Genomic DNA, 17855 nt, shown 5'->3' on the forward strand with positions numbered 1-17855 from the left:
TCGTACCTCGGACGAACCCACAACCTACGCTCCGGCTCGGCTGCGCTTCTCCATCGCCTGCGTGTAGAGGCGGCCCGCACGGTACGACGAGCGGACCAGGGGGCCCGACATCACGCCGGAGAAGCCGATGTCCTCGGCCTCCTTCGCCAGCTCCACGAACTCCGCAGGCTTCACCCAGCGCTCGACGGGGTGGTGCCTCGGCGAGGGCCGCAGGTACTGGGTGATGGTGATGAGCTCGCAGCCGGCCGCGTGCAGGTCGCGCAGTGCCTCGCTGACCTCCTCGCGCTCCTCGCCCATGCCGAGGATCAGGTTCGACTTGGTGATCAGGCCGTACTCGCGGGCCTTGGTGATCACGTCGAGGGAGCGCTCGTAGCGGAAGCCGGGGCGGATCCGCTTGAAGATGCGGGGCACCGTCTCGACGTTGTGCGCGAAGACCTCGGGGCGGGAGGCGAAGACCTCCTCCAGCAGCTCCGGCACCGCGTTGAAGTCCGGCGCGAGCAGCTCGACCTTGGTGTGACCGCTCTCGCGGTGCGCCGTCTGCTGGTGGATCTGGCGGACCGTCTCCGCGTACAGCCACGCGCCGCCGTCGGGCAGGTCGTCGCGGGCGACACCGGTGATGGTGGCGTAGTTCAGGTCCATGGTGACCACGGACTCGCCGACGCGGCGCGGCTCGTCCCGGTCCAGGGCCTCGGGCTTGCCCGTGTCGATCTGGCAGAAGTCACAGCGCCGGGTGCACTGGTCGCCACCGATGAGGAAGGTGGCCTCGCGGTCCTCCCAGCATTCGTAGATGTTCGGACAGCCGGCTTCCTGGCACACCGTGTGCAGTCCTTCGCCCTTCACGAGGGCCTGCATCTTGGTGTACTCGGGGCCCATCTTCGCCCGGGTCTTGATCCACTCGGGCTTGCGCTCGATGGGGGTCTGGGCGTTGCGGACTTCGAGGCGCAGCATCTTGCGTCCGTCGGGTGCGACTGCGGACACGACCGGCTCCCTGTGACTTCGATTCTTCGGCGCCCACCAGGGTACGCCCGTAATTTCATACGCTCTTACGTCGGCCAACCTGGGGGCCGCCGGACGCATTCCCGGGGGCGTCAGCCCACGGCCGGCTCGATCTCGCGGGGCCGCAGCTCGGCCTGCTCCAGGACGTCCTTCAGGTGTCGCTCCACGACGGGCAGCACGTCGGCGATGGTGATCTCGCGGCCCAGTTCGTACGAGAGCGAGGTCACACCGGCGTCCCGGATGCCACAGGGGATGATCCGGTCGAACCAGGTGCTGTCGGGGTTCACGTTGATCGCGAAGCCGTGCATCGTGACGCCCTTGGCGACGCGGATGCCGATCGCGGCGAGCTTGCGGTCCTCGCGGCGCTGGCCGGCGTTGGAGGGGGCGTACTCGGGGCCGTTCAGCCGGGCGTCGAACTCCTCGTCGTGCAGACGGGGGTCGAACTCCAGGGACAGCCCACCGATCTTCGGGCGCTCCTCGACGGGGTCGCCGAGCACCCACACCCCGGAGCGGCCCTCGATCCGGGTGGTCTCCAGGCCGAACTCGGCCGCAGTGCGGATCAAGGCGTCCTCCAGCCGACGGACGTGAGCCACCACGTCCACCGGACGGGGCAGCTTCATGATCGGGTAGCCGACCAGTTGGCCCGGCCCGTGCCAGGTGATCTTGCCACCACGGTCCACGTCGATGACGGGCGTCCCGTCCAAGGGGCGCTCGCTCGGATCGGTGCGCCGGCCGGCGGTGTACACCGGCTGGTGCTCCACCAGCAGGCAGGTGTCCTCGATCTCGTCCGCGAAGCGGGCGGCGTGGACGCGTCGCTGCTCGTCCCAGGCCTCGGTGTACTCGACCGATTCCGGCCCGAAGCCCAGATGGACAAACCGAAGCTCAGTCACCGCGGCGCCTCCTCGTTGAACCTGCTGTGCGCAGGTGAACCTGCTGTCTGCACGTACCGCACCCGGCCAAGGGTACGGCGACCCCCGCCGGCTCCTTCAGACCCCCGGTGCGCCGGGCCTCAGCCCCGAACCTCAGCGCCGGGCCTCAGCCCCGAACCTCAGCGCCGGGCCTCAGTGCCCCGGGCCGAGCAGGGTGCGGGCCTCCGGCGGCGGGCCCGGCGGTTGCGGGGTGCGTTTGCGGCCCTTGCGGGGCAGGTCCGGGTCCTCGTCGGCACGCGGCAGCCGGCGGTGGCCCTCGGAGTGGTCGTTGACCCAGCCGCACACCCCGCACGCGTACCGGCCGTCGAGCCCCGCGATGTAGGTGCCGCAGCGGCGGCACTCGGCCTCGGTGAGCTCGGGCGCGGGCAGCGGGGCCGTGGCTTCCGCGTACGCGTCGGAGTGGTGAGCCCCGTGGGGCCGGCGGGTCATGGGCCGCAGCGTACGCGGAGGTCCGCTCCCGGTCCGTAAAGGGCCCTACCCATTCTGCACACGATCGGATGAATGTGGGGCAGAGAGGGCGGTGGGGGCGGAGTTCGCCGCTACATTCACGCCGTTCACAGGGCCGGGACTCCGGTCCGTCACGTCAGGAAACCGTGGAGCAGATGACGGAACGACCTGCCCAGCGCGTCCCCAACCGGCAGCTCGCGGCGCTGATCGCGGAAGCCGGGTTCTCCAACGCCGGGCTTGCCCGCCGCGTCGACCAGCTCGGCCTGGAGCACGGTCTGGACCTGCGCTACGACAAGACCTCCGTGACCCGGTGGCTGCGCGGCCAGCAGCCCCGCGGCACCACCCCGGCGCTGATCGCGGAGGTTTTCACCCGGCGCCTCGGGCGCCGGTTGTCGGCGCAGGACCTGGGCCTCGACGCGTGCGCGCCCGTCTACGCCGGGCTGGAGTTCGCGGCCACCCCCGAAGAGGCCGTGGACATCGCGAGCGGGTTGTGGCGCAAGGACTCCGGATCGCACGCCGAGCTGCGCAAGATCGCCTTCACCCCGGCCGGCCTCGTGGTGCCCAGCCGGGACTGGCTCATCGGCCGGGCCGACGAACGGGTCGGACGCGGCGCGGACATGGCCGCCTCCCGCGTCCCCGCGCAGGGTCGCGCCTCGGTGCCAAGGCAACGGCAGGTCGACCGCGGGCCCGGGCAGCGGGTCACCGGCGGGGACATCGCGGCCCTGCGCTCGGTGAGCGAGCTGTTCCGCACCCTCGACCACGCCTACGGCGGCGGCCACGCCCGCCAAGCCCTGGTGCGCTACCTGGAGCACGAGGCCGAACCCATGCTCCGCGGCACCTACGGCGAGACCACCGGGCGGCGACTGTTCTCCGCCGCCGCCGACCTGACCCGGCTCGCGGGCTGGACCTCGTACGACATCGCCGCGCACGGCCTGGCCCAGCGGTACTTCGTCCAGGCGCTGCGCCTCGCGCAGGCCGCCGGGGACCGGCCGTACGGGTCCTACGTGCTGGTCACCATGAGCCGGCAGGCGGTCTACCTCGGGCACGGCCGCGAGGCCGTCCAGCTGGCCCGGGTCGCCCAGCAGGGCGTCGGCTCGGGGCCCCCGCCGGTGGTGCAGGCGCTGCTGCACGCCGCCGAGGCGCGGGGGCACGCGGTGCTCGGCGAGGTGCGCTCGGCGACGGCCTCCCTGGTCCGCGCCGAGCGGGCGCTGGGCGCGGGCCGGCCGGGGGACGACGTACCGCCGTGGGCCCGGTTCTTCGACGAGGCCCAGCTCGCCGACGAGTTCGGGCACTGCCACCGGGACCTCCAGCAGTACCGGGCCTGCGCCCAGCACGCGGAACGCTCCCTGCAACTGCGTTCGCCCGGCTACGCGCGGTCCCGGCTGTTCTGCCGGGTGGTGCTGGCCACGGCGCGGCTGGGGCTGGGCGAGCTGGACCAGGCGTGCGCGCTGGGCGCGGAGGCGGCGCAGCAGGCGATGGAGATGCGGTCGGTGCGCGCGGTGGAGTACGTACGGGACTTCGAGCGGCGGCTGGAGCCGTACCGGGACGCGTCGGCGGTGCGGACGTACCGGGACCGGGTGGCGGCGCTGTCGTAGGGGGCGCGTTGCCCTGGCCCGGGTGGTCGGGGCGGGCCGTGACGGTCCGGAGCGGGGTCGGGGCGGTCCGGGGCGGGGTCGGGCGTGTGGAAGGCCCGGCCCCCGTGGCTTGGGGGACCGGGCCTTGGCCGGGGGCGGTCAGGCCACCGCCGGAAGGGCTGGTTCCGGGGCGGCCGGGAGCGGGATGCCGAAGTCGCGGAGCAGGGCCGTGGCCGCCCGCCGGGCGGAGTGCAGGGCGCCCTGGACGGTGTTCGAGTCGCGGTGGTCCCCGCACACGTAGAGCCCCGCCAGAACCCGTACCGGGCGTCGCAGGTCGTACGGCGGGGGCATCGCGGGCACGGCCTCCGGGGTGTGGTGCACGGCGAGGAGGTCCCAGTCCCGGGTCGAGGTGTCGTAGAGCCGGGCCAACCGGGAAGCCACCGTCCGAGCGGGGGGCGGTGGGCCGTGCACGGTGGTGGTGACCAGGCCGCGGCCGGTCGGCGCCCGGCTCGGGTCGACCGCGCTCATCACGGTGGTGTGCGCGAGCGGCCACTTCGGGTCGGCGTCCAGGAGCAGCGAACCGTCCCAGGGCAGCGGCGCGGGGGTCGCGTGGTGGATGACGGTCACCTCGTGGAAGCGCGGCACCCGCAATCCCGGCAGCAGCTCGGCCGCGGCCCGGGCGCCCGTCGCGAGGACCACGGAGCGGCAGCGGAAGTCGCCGTGCTCCTCGGTGGTGACCAGGCTGGTCGCCACCGACCGGACCCGGACCCCGGTGCGGACCGTGCCCGGTGGCAGGGACTCGGCGAGCAGCCGCGGCAGGACCGCGGCCCCGCCCTCGGGCACGGCGAGCCGGCCGCGGACGAAGGTGCGCAGCGCGAGGTCGGCGACGCGGCTGGAGGTGGTGAGGTCCGGGTCGCGCAACAGGGTGGAGAGCAGGGGCCGCAGGACCCCGTTCACGGTGCGCGGTGGCAGGCCGCGGGAGCGCAGCGCGGTGAGCGCCGAGCGTTCCGGGCGGGCCAGCACCCGTTCCTCGGGCAGCGCTGCGAGCCGGCCGAGGGCGGCGCTGAGCCGGGCCTGGTCCAGGGATCCGCCGGCCAGCGCGCGGGCCGGGGTGAGCGCCCCGGCCCGCTGCTGCTTGCCGTCGACCCCGTGCACCAGGACCCCGGGGGCGAAGGGTCGCAGTGTGAGGCCCTCCAGACCGGGGGTGCGGGCCGGTTCGGTGTACGAGGTGTTGAGGAGCTGCCCGATCCGGTCGAGGCGGAACCCGTCGGCCGATTCGGTGGCCATCCGGCCTCCGGGATCGTCGGCGGTCTCCAGGACGGTGACCGTGACCCCCGCCGCGATCAGGTGGTGTGCGGCCGCGAGTCCTGAGACTCCGGCTCCTACGATGACGACGTCCGCGAGCTGTGCGGTGTGGTGTGCGGCGTGGTGCGTGCTGCTGAGCACGTGCCCCTCCCCGAGGTCGGCGCGGCTGTGTGGGGACCTCCTTCCCCCAACGGACTCCAGGAGAACCCGAGTTCGGTGGGGTATTGCGCACAACTTCGGTCGCATGACGGTCGCATACGGGTCACGAACGGTCGCACATGGGCACGGGGGGCGCCTTTGGGGTGCCGGGGGTTGGGGGATGGGGGATGGGGGTCGGGGGACGGCGGGGCTCAGGCCAGGGCTGCCCTGATGGAGTCGTCGATGCCCGGGTGGCGGAAGACGAAGCCCGACTCCAGCAGGCGGGCAGGGCGCACCCGCTGACTGCCGAGCACGTCCTCGGCGAACTCCCCGATCGCGATGCGCAGGGCCGGCGCGGGTACGGGGAACAGGGTCGGGCGGCGCAGCACGCGGCCCATGGCGGCGGTGATCTCACGGTTGGTCAGCGGCTCGGGCGCGGTCAGGTTCACCGGGCCGGAGAGGTCGGGGGTGTCGATCAGGTGCCGCAGGGCGGCGATCTCGTCGTGCATCGAGATGTACGACCAGTACTGGCGGCCGTTGCCGAGCCGACCGCCGATGCCCGCCTTGAAGACGGGGAACAGCTTCCCCCAGGCCCCGCCCTCGGCCGCGACCACCAGCCCGGTACGGGCGAACACGGTACGCACGCCGGCCTCGCGGGCCGGGGCGGCGGCCGCCTCCCACTCCACGCAGACGGACGGGAGGAAGCCGTGGCCCGCCGGTGCGGTCTCGTCCACGGGGCGGTCGCCGGTGTCGCCGTAGTAGCCGACGGCGGTGCCGCACACCAGGACCGGCGGAGGGCTGTCGAGGGCGGCCACGGCCTGGGCGATGGCGGCCGTGCCGAGGACGCGGCTGTCGCGGATCTGCCGCTTGTACGCCGCCGACCAGCGGCGGTCCCCGACGCCGGCCCCCGCCAGGTGCACGACGGCCCCGCACCCCACGAGCCCGGCGGGGTCGACGCGGCCGGCGGCGGGGTCCCACCGCGCCTCGTCCGGCCCGGCGGGCGCCCGCCGCACGAAGCGCACCACGTCGTGGCCGTCGGCGCGGAGTGACTGGACGAGGGCCTGCCCGATGAGTCCGGAGGATCCGGTGATGGCGATACGCATGCCCCCAGTCTGCCGTCGCCCTGGCCGGGCGGGGCGCCGCAACTCCCCGGGGCGGGGCGGGGGCTGCGTCCGGGGGCGCGGGTGGGGGCTGCGGGTGGGCGCGGGGCCGGTGCCGGGGTGGGGTCAGGTGGTGCCCAGCAGGGTGCCGGCCGCGTACGTGACGGCCATCGCGAGGGCGCCGCCCGTGACGTTGCGGAGCACCGCGCGGGGCACCGGCGCCCCGCCCAGCCGGGCGCTGACCACCCCGCACAGGGTGAGCGCGGCGAGAACGGCCGCCACCGTCACCGGTACCCGCGCCGACGCCCCCGGCAGGACGATCGCCAGCAGCGGCAGCAGCGCCCCCACCGTGAACGCCACCAGGCTGGCCACCGCCGCGTGCCACGGGTTCGCCAGTTCGCCCGGCTCGATCCCCAGCTCCACCCGCGCGTGCGCCCGCAACGCGTCGCGCTCCGTCAGCTGGACCGCCGCCTCCCGGGCCAGCTCCTGGCCCAGGCCCCGGGCGGCCAGCAGGTCGGTGAGTTCGTCCAGCTCCTCCTCCGGCTGCTGCGCCAGCTCCCGCCGCTCCACCTCCAGCGCGGCCCGTTCCGAGTCCCGCTGCGAGCTGACCGAGACGTACTCCCCCGCCGCCATCGACAGCGCGCCCGCCAGCAGCCCGGCCACCCCCGCCGTCAGGATCGCGGTCCGCGAGTTGGTGGCGCCGGCCACGCCCACGACCAGGCCCGCGGTGGAGATGATCCCGTCGTTGGCGCCGAGCACCCCCGCCCGCAGCCAGTTCAGGCGGGTACTGATGGCCGCGCTGGTATCCGTCACCGCTCCACTGTCCCGGGCGACGCCCAGGGGGGCCACCCGGCGTGCGCGGCCCGGTACCGCGTACCAGGGTGGAGGGGTGAGACGCGCTTGGGAGGATCCGGGCAGGCTGCACGGTGCCCCGCCGCCGCGCTGGGCCCGGTTCGCGCCCGCCGTGGCCCTGGTGGCACTGTGCTGCGCCCAGTGGCTGACGCCCGGCAACGTCGAGCTGGGCTACTTCCTGGCGGCCCTGCCCGCGGTGGCCGCCTTCTCCTACGGCGCCGCCGGCACGGCCGTCTTCGCCGCCCTGGTGCTCGCGCTGCTCGCCTTCCCCGACCTCGGCGTCGGGCACGCGCGGGGCTCGGACCTGGCCACGGTGGCCGTCGTCGGGCTGCTCAGCGTGGTCATCGCCTGGGTGCGCCACCGCCGGGACGCCCAGCTGGTCAGCGTCCGTACGGTCGCCGAGGCGGCCCAGCTGGCGGTGCTCCCGCCCGTACCGGAACGGGTGGGTCCGGTACGGTGCGCCGGTCTGTACCGGGCGGCCCAGCAGGGCACGCTGGTCGGCGGCGACCTGTTCGACGTACGGGCCGGCCCCTTCGGGGTGCGGGCGGTCGTGGGCGACGTCCAGGGCCACGGTCTGGCGGCCGTCGGGACGGTGGCGGCGCTGCTCGGTGCCTTCCGGGAGGCGGTGCTGGACGACCGGGAGCTGGTGGACGTCGCGTCGCGCCTCGACCGGCGGCTGGTCGCGGACGCCGCCGCTGAGGCGGTGGAGCATCCGGAGCTCTTCGCGACGGCCGTGCTGCTGGAGTTCCCGACCGGGCTGGACCTCGTACGGATCGTCTCGTGCGGGCATCCTCCGGTGCTGCTGCTCCGGGACTTCGTGGCCTCGGAGGTCACGGTGGAACCGGGCCCTCCGTTGGGTCTGGGACTGGCCGGCCCGGCGCTCCCCCCGGTGACCGAACTCCGGCTGGTGCCGGGCGACCGGCTGCTCGCGCACACCGACGGAGTGACGGAGGCGCGCGACGCCGGCGGCCGCTTCTATCCGCTGGCCAGCCGCGTTCCGGTGCTGGCGAGCGACCCGGCGGGCCTGGTCCGGGCGGTCTGGAAGGACCTGGCGTCCTTCACCGACGGCGGGCCGCACGATGACGTGGCCCTGCTGATGTTGTCGGTCGGGGCGGAGGGGCCGGTTCCGCGAGGCGGCGTGACCGGCCCGTACTGATCGGATGATCAGTTGGTAACAGTGCGGGCTACGGCCCGGTTTTCGTGTTTCGCTCGCAGCACGACGACAGCGAAGAACACGATGAGCGCGATGAGCGCGATGAGCGCGAGGCCGGCCGCGATGACCGCGGCGCGGGCCCCGCGCACGAGAGGACGAGGCCCCCATGCACGCACCGCGTCAGCACAGGAAGCGCTTGGCGGCGGTCGCCGCCGCGGCCACGGCGGCCGGGCTGCTCACCGGGGCGATGCTCCTGGGGTACGAGGCCGGCGACCACTCCGGGCCGTCCACGGACCGCAGCGGCGGAGCCTCCGCCGGCATGGCCCCCGCCGGCGTGCCCCCTACCGAGGCGCGGACGGGATCCATCCACTTCGTCGGCGGCGAGGGCGGCGACGAGGGCGGCGGCACGGTGGTCGGCGTACCGCTGGAGCGGGACGGGACCGCCCGGTCCGGCGGGTCCGGCGGGTCCGCCGACGCATCCGGCTTCGTCGGCGGACCGGACGTCATCGCGGCGTCATGAGACGTCGCGGATGAAGGAGCGCACCATCTTGCAGGTGAGGTTGGACGGGCGGTGGATGCCCACCCGCACCGCCATCGTCCGAATCTTGCGGTTGGTCGCGCGCTTGACGTCGTAGGTCCCGGTGTCGAGCAGGGATATCGCGAGCCGCATCGCCTTCAGACGGCGGTTGTGGCTCTCGTACCATTCGCGGGGCAGCCCCGCGGGCAGCGGCTTCTTCTTGGGCATCACAATGACAGCGGCAGCGGCCATCTACAGCCTCCCAAACGGTAGTTGGCTTCCTGTCGTTCTCCTTCGATTTTACCGGGGGGCACTGACAAAAGCCCCTGGCCAGACGGAGTCCAACTAGGCTGGCGGCCATGGAGATCTGGATCAATCCCGCCTGCTCGAAGTGCCGGAGCGCGCTGACCCTGCTGGACGCCGAAGGCGCCGATTACACGGTCCGCCGATACCTGGAGGACGTGCCGTCGCAGGACGAGATCCGCGCGGTGCTGGAACGCCTCGGCCTGGAGCCCTGGGACATCACCCGCACCTCCGACCCCCTGGCGAAGGAGACCGGCGTACGGGACCTCCCGCGCGAGGACACCGACACGGCCCGGCAGCGCTGGATCACCCACCTGGCGGCCCACCCGAAGCTGATCCAGCGCCCGATCATCACGGCCGAGGACGGCACGGCCGTCATCGCCCGCTCGGACGAAGCCGTCCGGGACGCCCTGTCCCGTAAGGGATAAGGGGTAGGGGGCGGGGAAGCCACCCAGGCGGTGCGGGGGCGGGGGCGGTTCTGAGCGGCGGGGTCGGGGGTGACGGAACCCCGTTGATCCGGATCAGGGCGGGTTTGGTGGTTTCCCGCCGGTCTCATCGTCTCTCCGCGTCGGGCCGGTCCCTCAAGGGCGCTCCCTTCGGTCGCGTCGCTACGCGATGGCCTACGGCCACCCTTGACCGACCGACCCGCCACGGAAAAACGAAGACCAGCGGGAACCCCCCAAAAGAACGGTCACGGGTCAGAGAGACGAGGAACGGGTCTCTCAGCGATGAGGCGAGGGACCAGGGGCTGGCCGGTTGGGCACACGGGCACGCCGGAGGGCCGGCGGCCGGGCCCCGGGCGCGGCCAAGAGCCCTACCCGCCCGCCAGGACGACCAGAGTGATCTGGAGTGCGGGTAGGCGGGGGCACGCGCCGGTTCGCCGTGGTTCGTCGCTCGGCTCAGCGACTGACCACCGGCCGTGGCTGGACATAAGCCGCACCAGCCCAGTCCATGGCCGAGGCCGTCTCAGCGTCCGCCGACCGCCCGTGGCCGGACCAAAGGCCACAGACCACAGAAATCAGATGGTGGGGACGGTGCGGACGGGCGCGGGCGCTCGCCGCCAACGGTTTCCACCGACGGTGTGGGCTGCTTATGTCCAGCCACGGACGGTCGTCGGACGCTGAGCCGAGCGACGAGACACGGCGAACCGGCGCGCGTCCCCGCCTACCCGCATTCCAGACTGCTCTGGTCGTTCTGATGGGCGGGTAGGGCCGTTGGCCGCGCCCGGGGCCTGACCAACGGCCCTCTGAGGCGCCCGTATGCCCCATCGGGCAGCGCCCGGTCCCTCGTCTCGTCACTGAGGGACCCGCTCCTGCCCTCTCTGACCCGTGACCGTTCTTTTGGGGGGTTCCCGCTGGTCTTCGGCTTTTCGTGGTGGGTCGGTCGGTCAAGGGTGGCCGAAGGCCATCGCGTAGCGACGCGACGACGAAGGAGGAGCGCCCTTGAGGGACCGGCCCGCCACGAAGAGACGATGAGACCGGCGGGAACCCCCCAAACCCTCCCTGATCCGGACCATGGGCACCCCGCAAACCGCCCCCACCCCCGCCCAGCAGAACCAGCCCGCCGCGCGGGGGCGGAGCCGCCTCACCCCTCCAGTTGCTGCTCCGCCAACGCCAGGATTTCCGTCAGGCGGGCGCCGAAGGTGGCTCCGCGGGGGTCCGGGGTGCCCGTGTGGGCGGCGGTGAGGAGGGCGTCCAGGGCGCGGCCGTAGGCGGCCGGGACGTCGCTCCAGTCGGGGAGGGCGAAGACGCCCTCGGTTCCGCGCAGTTCGAGCCCCACGCCGGCGGCGGCCTGGGGGGCGCTCAGGCTGAGTACGGCGATGCTGGCCGCGCCCGAGGTGTGGCGCAGGGTGAGTTGGACGACGTCGGCGGGGCCGCGCGCGGCGGTGACGGAGGTGACGTCGCCGAGGACGGGGATCAGGACGGACAGGGCGTGCGGGCCGACGTCCCACAGGCCGCCCTTGGACTTGCGCCAGGGCGAGTCGGCGTAGGCGCCGGGGGCGCCGTCGGGCGGGAAGACGGCGCCGAGCCAGTGCGCGGAGGCGGTGAACCAGCCGGTGCGCCCGGCCTGTTCGTCGACCCATCCGGCGGTGGGTTCGGCGAAGCGGAGGGTGAGGAAGACGACGGAGGCGACCTGGTGCCGGGCGACGGCGTCGGCGACGGCGCGGGCGTCCTCGACGGTCGTGGCGACGGGTTTGTCGAGCAGCAGGTGGCAGCCGGCGGCGGCCGCGCGGACGGCGAGGGGGGCCTGGACGTCCGGGGGGAGGGCGAAGGCCACCGCGTCGCAGTCGGCGAACAGGGCGTCGGGGTCTTCGTACACCTTCACGCCGAACTCCTCCGCGAGCTCGGCGGCCGCTTCGGGGCGCCGGCCCCAGATCCCGGCGAACTCGGAGCCCGGGTGGGCGGCGAGCGCGGGGGCGTGGGTGCGGCGGGCCCAGGGGCCGGTGCCGAGCAGGCCGATGCGGGGGCGGGGGGTGCCGGGGACCTGGTGGGGGGCGGGGCCGGGGGCTGCCTCGGGGGCGCCGTCGACGGGGTTCACATCGTACGAAATGCTCACGCGCCCAGTCTGCCGCACCCGGACGGGTGTGCGGTCGCCAACCCGCACGACCCGTGCGACCTGCGGTGTAAACCTCGGTAACACGGGGTTCACACGCGGGCAACGGAGGAGAAATCGCGGCGGGGGACGCTGCGGAGGACACCATGGCGATCCACAGCACCCGCAGAGTCAGGATGGGGCCCGTGAGCTACAAGGCTGAGTACATCTGGATCGACGGCACCGAGCCGACGGCGAAGCTTCGCTCCAAGACGAGGATCCTGACGGACGGCGAGGCGCTGCCGATCTGGGGCTTCGACGGGTCCAGCACGAACCAGGCGGAGGGCCACGCCTCGGACCGCGTGCTCCAGCCGGTGTTCTCCTGCCCGGACCCGATCCGCGGCGGCGACCACCTGCTCGTCCTGTGCGAGGTCATGAACATCGACATGACCCCCCACGTGTCGAACACCCGCGCGCTGCTGCGTCCGGTCGCGGAGGAGTTCGCCGACCAGGCGCCGATCTTCGGCATCGAGCAGGAGTACACGTTCTTCGACGGCGCCCGCCCGCTCGGTTTCCCGGTGAACGGCTTCCCGGCGGCGCAGGGCGGCTACTACTGCGGTGTCGGTTCGGACGAGATCTTCGGCCGGGACATCGTCGAGAAGCACCTCGACCACTGTCTGGCGGCGGGCCTGAGCATCTCCGGCATCAACGCCGAGGTCATGCCGGGCCAGTGGGAGTTCCAGGTGGGCCCGGTGGGTCCGCTGGAGGTCTCGGACCAGCTGTGGATCGCGCGGTGGCTGCTGTACCGCACCGCCGAGGACTTCAACGTGTCGGCGACGCTGAACCCGAAGCCGGTCAAGGGCGACTGGAACGGCGCGGGCGCGCACACCAACTTCTCCACGAAGGCGATGCGCGAGGACTACCGGGCGATCATCTCGGCGTGCGAGGCGCTCGGCGAGGGCTCGAAGCCGCTGGACCACGTCAAGAACTACGGCGCCGGCATCGACGAGCGTCTGACGGGGCTGCACGAGACGGCTCCGTGGAACGAGTTCAGCTACGGGGTCTCCGACCGCGGCGCCTCGGTGCGCATTCCGTGGCAGGTGGAGAAGGACGGCAAGGGTTACATCGAGGACCGCCGGCCGAACGCGAACGTCGACCCGTACGTGGTGACGCGGCTGATCACGGACACCTGCTGCACCGGGCTGAAGAAGGACGGCCTCGTCTGAGACCGGCCCCCGACGGCCGTGGCGCCCGTCCTCCCCCGCGGGAGGGCGGGCGCCGCGCTGTCGGAGGGGCCCGCCAGGGGCCCTCGCGCTGTCAGTGGGGCCCGTCAGGCTGGGCCCATGCTGCCCGTGAAGGTCCACACCGAACCCGCCGAGTCCTACGAACGGCCCGCCGCCCCCTGGCTCCGCGAGCTCGTGGAGCGCATCGGGGCGCCCGGGGACCGGTTCCTCGTGGTGAACCGGATCCCCGACGAACCCGACTCCTTCGTCCAGGTCTGGCACGAGGCGGGCGGTGACTACCAGGTGGAGCACCGGGCCGGCGCCCCGGACCGGCACTTCCAGGCCTTCGTGCCCACCGCGGCCGAGGTGGCGCGGATGATGCTCGGCTGGGCTCGGCAGGAGAAGGGCTGGGACCTCGGGCCGGCGTGGGAGCGGCTGGACTTCCCGGTGGAGGAGGCGCCGCTCCCGTTCGACGAGGCGGTCGAGGAGGAGCTGACGGGGCTCGTCCGGGAGCGGCTGCGGTGCGGCTACGACGACCGGGCGGCGCTGACCGAGTACGCCGGTTACGTCCTCGGGGGCCCGGACGGGAACGCGGGCCCGGGCGCGGGCGCGGGCGGGTCGCCGGTGTCCCCCGCGCAGGCCCGGCAGCTGGTGGACCGGCTGTGGCGGGAGCGGGTGGCCGAGCAGGCCGGCTGGGAGGGGGAGACCGATCCGGAGCGGCTGACCCGGGCGTTCGAGGCGCTCGACGCGCGCGGGATCACGGCGCGGGAGAACTTCGCCTGCTGCCGGAACTGCGGGCTCGCGGAGATCGGCGGAGAGGGCGCGCAGGACGCGCGGGGGTTCGTCTTCTTCCACTCGCAGTGCACCGAGGGTGCGGCGGCGGGCCACGATCTGTGGCTGTTGTACGGGGGGTTCGCGGCGGGGGACGAGCTGACGGCGTCCGTCGGCCGGGAGGTGGTCGCGGCGCTGGACGGGGTGGGGCTGCATTGGGTGTGGGACGGATCTGCCCAGGATGCGGTACGGGTGACCGGTGTGGACTGGCGGAAGCGGCTCGTCGGCTGACTGTTTGTCGGGATTGTGACGCCCTGACGAAACCTTGATCACGGAATATGAGATTCCGCTCCATCAGGTGAGATGGGGCCTGCCCCGGGCCCCGTACATCTGCTTCAATGTGGCCCATGGCCAGCCACCAGCACACCTCGACAGGTCGCAGAGACCTCGAACCGTTCTGGCCCTCCCGTCAGGATCACGATTTCGACCGGGTGTGTTGCCGCGCGAAGAACGCGCCGGCCCTCTAAAGCCTTCCGGGACCTCCCAAAGACCTGCCCGAGGCCTTCGGTCTGCGCGGTACGACAACGACGACGTACGTACGTCTCCTGCCGACCACTCCGCGTGAAAGAGCTGACCACTCATGACCAACACCCGTTCCCTCGTCTCCGGCACCTCCGCCGCGACCTCCGCTCCCCTGACGTTCCCGCCCAGTCCCCGCCACCGGCTGCGAGCCGTCGACCGGGACGAGGTGGCCCGCGTCGTGGACCTGCTCCCGCCCGGCGCCACTTGGCTGCCCGCGCCCCAGCACACCCTGCCGACGCTGCCCGGCAACCCCCCGATGGTCGGCTACCTGGTGCTCGTACCGGCCGACCAGCAGCCGCCGATCGCCTTCGCCCCGCGGTCCGTCCCGCTCCCCTCCGCCGCGGCCCCGACGACCACCGGGGACGAACTCGTACGGATCGACTCCGCGCAGCGCACCGCCGAGGTGGACGGTCAGGTCCTGGACCTGACCTACCTGGAGTTCGAGCTGCTCGCCCACCTCGTGGCACACCCCCACCGGGTGCACAGCCGGGACCAGCTGGTCACGACGGTGTGGGGTTACGGGCACGTCGGCGACGGCCGGACGGTCGACGTCCACATCGCCCGACTGCGCCGCAAGCTGGGCGCGGCACACCGCGGGACGATCCAGACGGTCCGCCGGGTGGGCTACAAGTACGCGCCCTGAGCGGTGTGTCGACCGGCGGCGGCGACCGGCCGTGACCCGCGCCCGCGCCCGTACGGCCGTGACCCGCGCCCGCGCCCGTACGGTCGCGGCCTGCCGGCCCCCGGCCGGCGCTCCGGAACGACGGTGGGCCCGCACTCTCCGGGGGGAGTGCGGGCCCGGCCGCGTGCGCGGTCGCGTACTAGACCTGCGGCTCAGGTGTCGTCGCCCGGCGGCGGGCGGCCACGAGGCCGAGGAGCACGTCACCCGCGAGGAAGACGAGCAGGCTGATGCCCAGCATCGGGACGAACCAGCCGACGAGCGCGGTCACGGCGGCCAACGGCAGCAGCAGGGTCACCGGCAGCTTCCGCCAGGCACCGCGCGGCTGCGGACGTCCCACCGACAGCTTGCGCTCCTTGGTGGGGCGACGCATCCACCACATCCGGTAGCCCCACACGACGAGGAACATCACGGCGACGGCCAGCGCGGCCAGGGCGAGCTGGTTGGCGAGCCCGAAGGTCAGGCCCATGTGGAGGTCGATGCCGAAGCGCGTCAGCTGGGCGAGCAACGGGTGGTCGGCGAAACGGAGTTCGTCCATGATCCGACCGTCGGCGGGGTCCACCGCGACCGCGTCCAGGTGCACCGGGAACTGCTTGTCGGTCTCCTTGACGACGTAGCCCTTGCCCTGGGCGGGGAGGGTGACGCGCAGGCTCGCGTCCACCCCGACGGCCCGGGCGGCGTCCACCGCGCGGTCGATGCCGATGTCGGCGGTGGGCGGCGGCGGGGGCATCTCCATGCCCTCCGTCATCACGTGCCCGGCGTGTTCGTCGGCGCCGCCCGCCGCGCCGTTCAGGGCGGCGGCGACGGAGGGAGTGGCTCCGCCGAGGCGGTCCTGGAGCTGCCCGATGTTCTCGCCGGCGTAGCGGGACCAGGTCAGGCCGGTGGCGGAGAGGACGACGAGTCCGACGACGGCCCACAGGCCGACGGTGCCGTGCCAGGACAGGGTCCGGCGGCGGCCGGTGGCCCCGCGGTCGGGGAGCACGAGGTGGGCCTTGCGGGAGCGGCGACGACCGATCCACAGGGCGAGCCCGCCGAGGGCGACGACCCACAGCCAACTGGCGGCCAGTTCGCTGTAGTTCCGGCCGAACTCGCCGAGCTGGAGGCTGGAGTGGAACTCGCTGAGCCAGGCCCGAAGCGGCAGCGCGTCACCGGCGGTGGCGAGCTGTCCGCGCACGTCGGCGGTGTACGGGTCGACGAACACGGTGAGGGTCTCGCCCTCACCGAGGCCCGGGCTCTCCATGATCACCCGGGTGGTCGCCTCCTCCTCGGGCGCGGGCCACACCCCGAGCACCTCGCCCTCGGGCGCGGCGGCGCGGGCGGCCCCGACCTGGGCGCTGAGCGGCAGGGCGCTCCCGCCGACCCGGGCGACGGTCAGTTCGTCGGAGTAGAGGACCTTCTCGGCCTGCCAGGAACCGGCGTACAGCAGGCCGGTGGTGGCGGCGAGGAACAGGATCGGGGCGATGAGCAGCCCCGCGTAGAAGTGGAGGCGCAGGAGCAGCGGGCGCAGGGCGGCCCAGGTGCCGCCGGTGCGCTTCGGTGGTGCGGCGGGGTCCCCGGTGGGGGCGTCCGGAAGCACGTCGAGAGACATGTCGGTCCTCAGGTTGGCGAAGGCATGGGTGGGCGGCCCCAGGTCTCGCCCCCCCCTCGCCGAGGAGGTGCGCCGGTCAGGCGCGGGCAGGACGGCCGGGGGCCGTGGCGCGGGCGATCCACCGGCCGGGCGGCCCGCGACGTACCGCGGTGTGGGCGTGGACGGCGCCGCGCAGTCGGCGCGGTCGGTCGCAGGGGGCGCGGTGCGCGGGCGGGCGCGGTACGGGGGCCACCCGGGTGCGGAGCAGCGCGAGGGCGCGGGCGAGCGGGCGGGCGGCCAGTAGCGCGCTCGCGCCGAGGACGCCGACCAGCCGGAACACGGCGGCTTCGCCGCGGGCCAGCCAGGCGGCGCAGAAGAGCCCGGCGAGGACGTGCGCGGCGATCATGCCGAGGCCGCCGTGGGCGGCCATGGCGGTCATGTCATGCAGGCCGGGCAGGGCGTGCACGCCGTCGGCCACGGCGGTCATACCGGGCAGGGCGTCGGGCGGGGCGGGCAGCGCGGCCAGGCCGTCGGGCATGCCGTTCAGGCCGTCGGTCACGCCGTTCGTGCCGTTCAGGCCGTCGGGCATGCCGATCATGCCGTCGTGGATGCCGGCCCCGGTCATCTCGTCCGTCCGGCCGGACGGGGCCGTGTCGTGGGTCAGGCCGGCCGTGCCGGCCGAGCCGTCGGCCGGGGCGGGCATGTCATGTGCCATGCCCGCCATGTCATGCGCCGTACTCGGTACGCCGTGGCCCGCACCCGGTACGCCGTGCCCCGCTCCCCCGGCCGGACCGGCCGCCGACCCGACCTCGCCGGCTCCTGCCGGCACCGCGTGCGCGGGGTCGTGGTCGAGGGGCGACGGCGGGGTCGCGGCGGGCGGGGACGCGTGGGCCTGGGCCGCCGAGAAGGTGAGGTGGAGCGCAGCCTGTACGCCGAGCAGTGCGGCGCCGATCCCGGTGGGGCCGCGGCGCCGGCCGGCCGCGAGCCAGGCGAGCGCGCCCGTCACGGCGAAGGCGGCCGTCAGCGTACCGAGGGGGACATTCATCCCGGACATGTACGAATGCCCCAGCGCACCCAGTGCCACGCACACGGCCGCGAACATCGCGGCCCGTACGACGCGCAGCGGCGCGGGGGTCCCGGACATGTTCCGGTCATATTCGCACGAGGCCCGGTGGTGCCGTCGACAG

General features: G+C 73.8%; 17 protein-coding genes. 7 read left to right on the forward strand and 10 right to left on the reverse strand.

The annotated features are described in order from the left end of the window. Positions 1–24: 24 nt before the first annotated feature. The 3 genes from lipA to ACZ4XJ_RS07770 all read right to left on the reverse strand — a co-directional run bounded on the left by lipA (position 25) and on the right by ACZ4XJ_RS07770 (position 2354). A complete protein-coding gene (gene lipA / locus ACZ4XJ_RS07760; protein ID WP_362877236.1) occupies positions 25–978 on the reverse strand; it encodes a lipoyl synthase in 954 nt (317 codons plus the stop codon). Between the two features lie 110 nt (positions 979–1088). Next, entirely contained in the window at positions 1089–1886 is a 798-nt protein-coding gene (gene lipB, locus ACZ4XJ_RS07765; RefSeq protein ID WP_362877235.1) for a lipoyl(octanoyl) transferase LipB, read from the reverse strand. A 171-nt stretch (positions 1887–2057) separates the two neighbouring features. Beyond that, positions 2058–2354, reverse strand: coding sequence for a hypothetical protein (locus ACZ4XJ_RS07770; RefSeq protein WP_468495621.1), 297 nt, complete (start codon positions 2352–2354; stop codon positions 2058–2060). Positions 2355–2527: 173 nt separating this feature from the next. Here ACZ4XJ_RS07770 and ACZ4XJ_RS07775 point away from each other — a divergent pair, with 173 nt between their 5' ends. Further along, positions 2528–3967: a tetratricopeptide repeat protein gene (locus ACZ4XJ_RS07775; protein WP_362877234.1), complete on the forward strand. Its 1440-nt coding sequence runs from the start codon at positions 2528–2530 to the stop codon at positions 3965–3967. Between the two features lie 138 nt (positions 3968–4105). On the opposite strand, the gene ACZ4XJ_RS07780 is transcribed toward ACZ4XJ_RS07775, so the two are convergent. The 3 genes from ACZ4XJ_RS07780 to ACZ4XJ_RS07790 all read right to left on the reverse strand — a co-directional run bounded on the left by ACZ4XJ_RS07780 (position 4106) and on the right by ACZ4XJ_RS07790 (position 7302). Beyond that, positions 4106–5392, reverse strand: coding sequence for an NAD(P)/FAD-dependent oxidoreductase (locus tag ACZ4XJ_RS07780; RefSeq protein WP_362877233.1), 1287 nt, complete (start codon positions 5390–5392; stop codon positions 4106–4108). A 209-nt stretch (positions 5393–5601) separates the two neighbouring features. Continuing rightward, positions 5602–6492 (reverse strand): TIGR01777 family oxidoreductase, encoded by an 891-nt coding sequence (locus ACZ4XJ_RS07785; protein WP_468495622.1) that lies wholly within the window; start codon positions 6490–6492, stop codon positions 5602–5604. A 123-nt stretch (positions 6493–6615) separates the two neighbouring features. Further along, positions 6616–7302 (reverse strand): VIT1/CCC1 transporter family protein, encoded by a 687-nt coding sequence (locus ACZ4XJ_RS07790; RefSeq protein WP_362877231.1) that lies wholly within the window; start codon positions 7300–7302, stop codon positions 6616–6618. A 106-nt stretch (positions 7303–7408) separates the two neighbouring features. Here ACZ4XJ_RS07790 and ACZ4XJ_RS07795 point away from each other — a divergent pair, with 106 nt between their 5' ends. Next, positions 7409–8497 (forward strand): PP2C family protein-serine/threonine phosphatase, encoded by a 1089-nt coding sequence (locus tag ACZ4XJ_RS07795; RefSeq protein WP_468495935.1) that lies wholly within the window; start codon positions 7409–7411, stop codon positions 8495–8497. Between the two features lie 163 nt (positions 8498–8660). After that, the gene (locus ACZ4XJ_RS07800; RefSeq protein WP_362877229.1) at positions 8661–9014 is read left to right on the forward strand and encodes a hypothetical protein; all 354 of its coding nucleotides are present in this window, start codon (positions 8661–8663) and stop codon (positions 9012–9014) included. Here ACZ4XJ_RS07800 and ACZ4XJ_RS07805 read toward each other — a convergent pair. After that, the gene (locus tag ACZ4XJ_RS07805) at positions 9009–9263 is read right to left on the reverse strand and encodes a hypothetical protein (protein WP_362877228.1); all 255 of its coding nucleotides are present in this window, start codon (positions 9261–9263) and stop codon (positions 9009–9011) included. The genes ACZ4XJ_RS07800 and ACZ4XJ_RS07805 overlap by 6 nt on opposite strands. A 107-nt stretch (positions 9264–9370) precedes the next feature. Here ACZ4XJ_RS07805 and ACZ4XJ_RS07810 point away from each other — a divergent pair, with 107 nt between their 5' ends. Further along, positions 9371–9742, forward strand: coding sequence for an ArsC/Spx/MgsR family protein (locus ACZ4XJ_RS07810; RefSeq protein ID WP_468495623.1), 372 nt, complete (start codon positions 9371–9373; stop codon positions 9740–9742). Between the two features lie 1156 nt (positions 9743–10898). Here ACZ4XJ_RS07810 and ACZ4XJ_RS07815 read toward each other — a convergent pair. Next, complete coding sequence (locus tag ACZ4XJ_RS07815; protein ID WP_468495936.1) at positions 10899–11774, reverse strand: Gfo/Idh/MocA family protein; 876 nt, start codon at positions 11772–11774, stop codon at positions 10899–10901. Between the two features lie 278 nt (positions 11775–12052). Here ACZ4XJ_RS07815 and glnII point away from each other — a divergent pair, with 278 nt between their 5' ends. From glnII to ACZ4XJ_RS07830, 3 genes are all read left to right on the forward strand, one after another. Next, entirely contained in the window at positions 12053–13072 is a 1020-nt protein-coding gene (gene glnII / locus ACZ4XJ_RS07820; protein ID WP_362877226.1) for a glutamine synthetase, read from the forward strand. Positions 13073–13189: 117 nt separating this feature from the next. Further along, the gene (locus ACZ4XJ_RS07825) at positions 13190–14131 is read left to right on the forward strand and encodes a DUF6891 domain-containing protein (RefSeq protein ID WP_468495624.1); all 942 of its coding nucleotides are present in this window, start codon (positions 13190–13192) and stop codon (positions 14129–14131) included. A gap of 349 nt (positions 14132–14480) precedes the next feature. Beyond that, a complete protein-coding gene (locus ACZ4XJ_RS07830; RefSeq protein WP_362877224.1) occupies positions 14481–15065 on the forward strand; it encodes a winged helix-turn-helix domain-containing protein in 585 nt (194 codons plus the stop codon). Between the two features lie 178 nt (positions 15066–15243). Here ACZ4XJ_RS07830 and ACZ4XJ_RS07835 read toward each other — a convergent pair whose 3' ends face one another. Together ACZ4XJ_RS07835 and ACZ4XJ_RS07840 are read right to left on the reverse strand one after the other, a co-directional pair. Beyond that, complete coding sequence (locus ACZ4XJ_RS07835; protein WP_468495625.1) at positions 15244–16689, reverse strand: PepSY-associated TM helix domain-containing protein; 1446 nt, start codon at positions 16687–16689, stop codon at positions 15244–15246. 76 nt (positions 16690–16765) lie between these two features. Then, a complete protein-coding gene (locus tag ACZ4XJ_RS07840; RefSeq protein WP_468495626.1) occupies positions 16766–17812 on the reverse strand; it encodes a hypothetical protein in 1047 nt (348 codons plus the stop codon). Positions 17813–17855: the final 43 nt, after the last annotated feature.

It is taken from the genome of Streptomyces sp. NPDC029836, assembly GCF_055574495.1.

Coding starts and splice junctions, on each gene's coding strand:
- ACZ4XJ_RS07810 (WP_468495623.1), top strand. CDS start 9,371: ATGGAGATCTGGATCAATCCCGCCTGCTCGAAGTGCCGGAGCGCGCTG.
- ACZ4XJ_RS07805 (WP_362877228.1), bottom strand. CDS start 9,263: ATGGCCGCTGCCGCTGTCATTGTGATGCCCAAGAAGAAGCCGCTGCCC.
- ACZ4XJ_RS07840 (WP_468495626.1), bottom strand. CDS start 17,812: ATGTCCGGGACCCCCGCGCCGCTGCGCGTCGTACGGGCCGCGATGTTC.
- ACZ4XJ_RS07785 (WP_468495622.1), bottom strand. CDS start 6,492: ATGCGTATCGCCATCACCGGATCCTCCGGACTCATCGGGCAGGCCCTC.
- ACZ4XJ_RS07770 (WP_468495621.1), bottom strand. CDS start 2,354: ATGACCCGCCGGCCCCACGGGGCTCACCACTCCGACGCGTACGCGGAA.
- ACZ4XJ_RS07830 (WP_362877224.1), top strand. CDS start 14,481: ATGACCAACACCCGTTCCCTCGTCTCCGGCACCTCCGCCGCGACCTCC.
- ACZ4XJ_RS07800 (WP_362877229.1), top strand. CDS start 8,661: ATGCACGCACCGCGTCAGCACAGGAAGCGCTTGGCGGCGGTCGCCGCC.
- ACZ4XJ_RS07825 (WP_468495624.1), top strand. CDS start 13,190: ATGCTGCCCGTGAAGGTCCACACCGAACCCGCCGAGTCCTACGAACGG.
- ACZ4XJ_RS07775 (WP_362877234.1), top strand. CDS start 2,528: ATGACGGAACGACCTGCCCAGCGCGTCCCCAACCGGCAGCTCGCGGCG.
- ACZ4XJ_RS07835 (WP_468495625.1), bottom strand. CDS start 16,689: ATGTCTCTCGACGTGCTTCCGGACGCCCCCACCGGGGACCCCGCCGCA.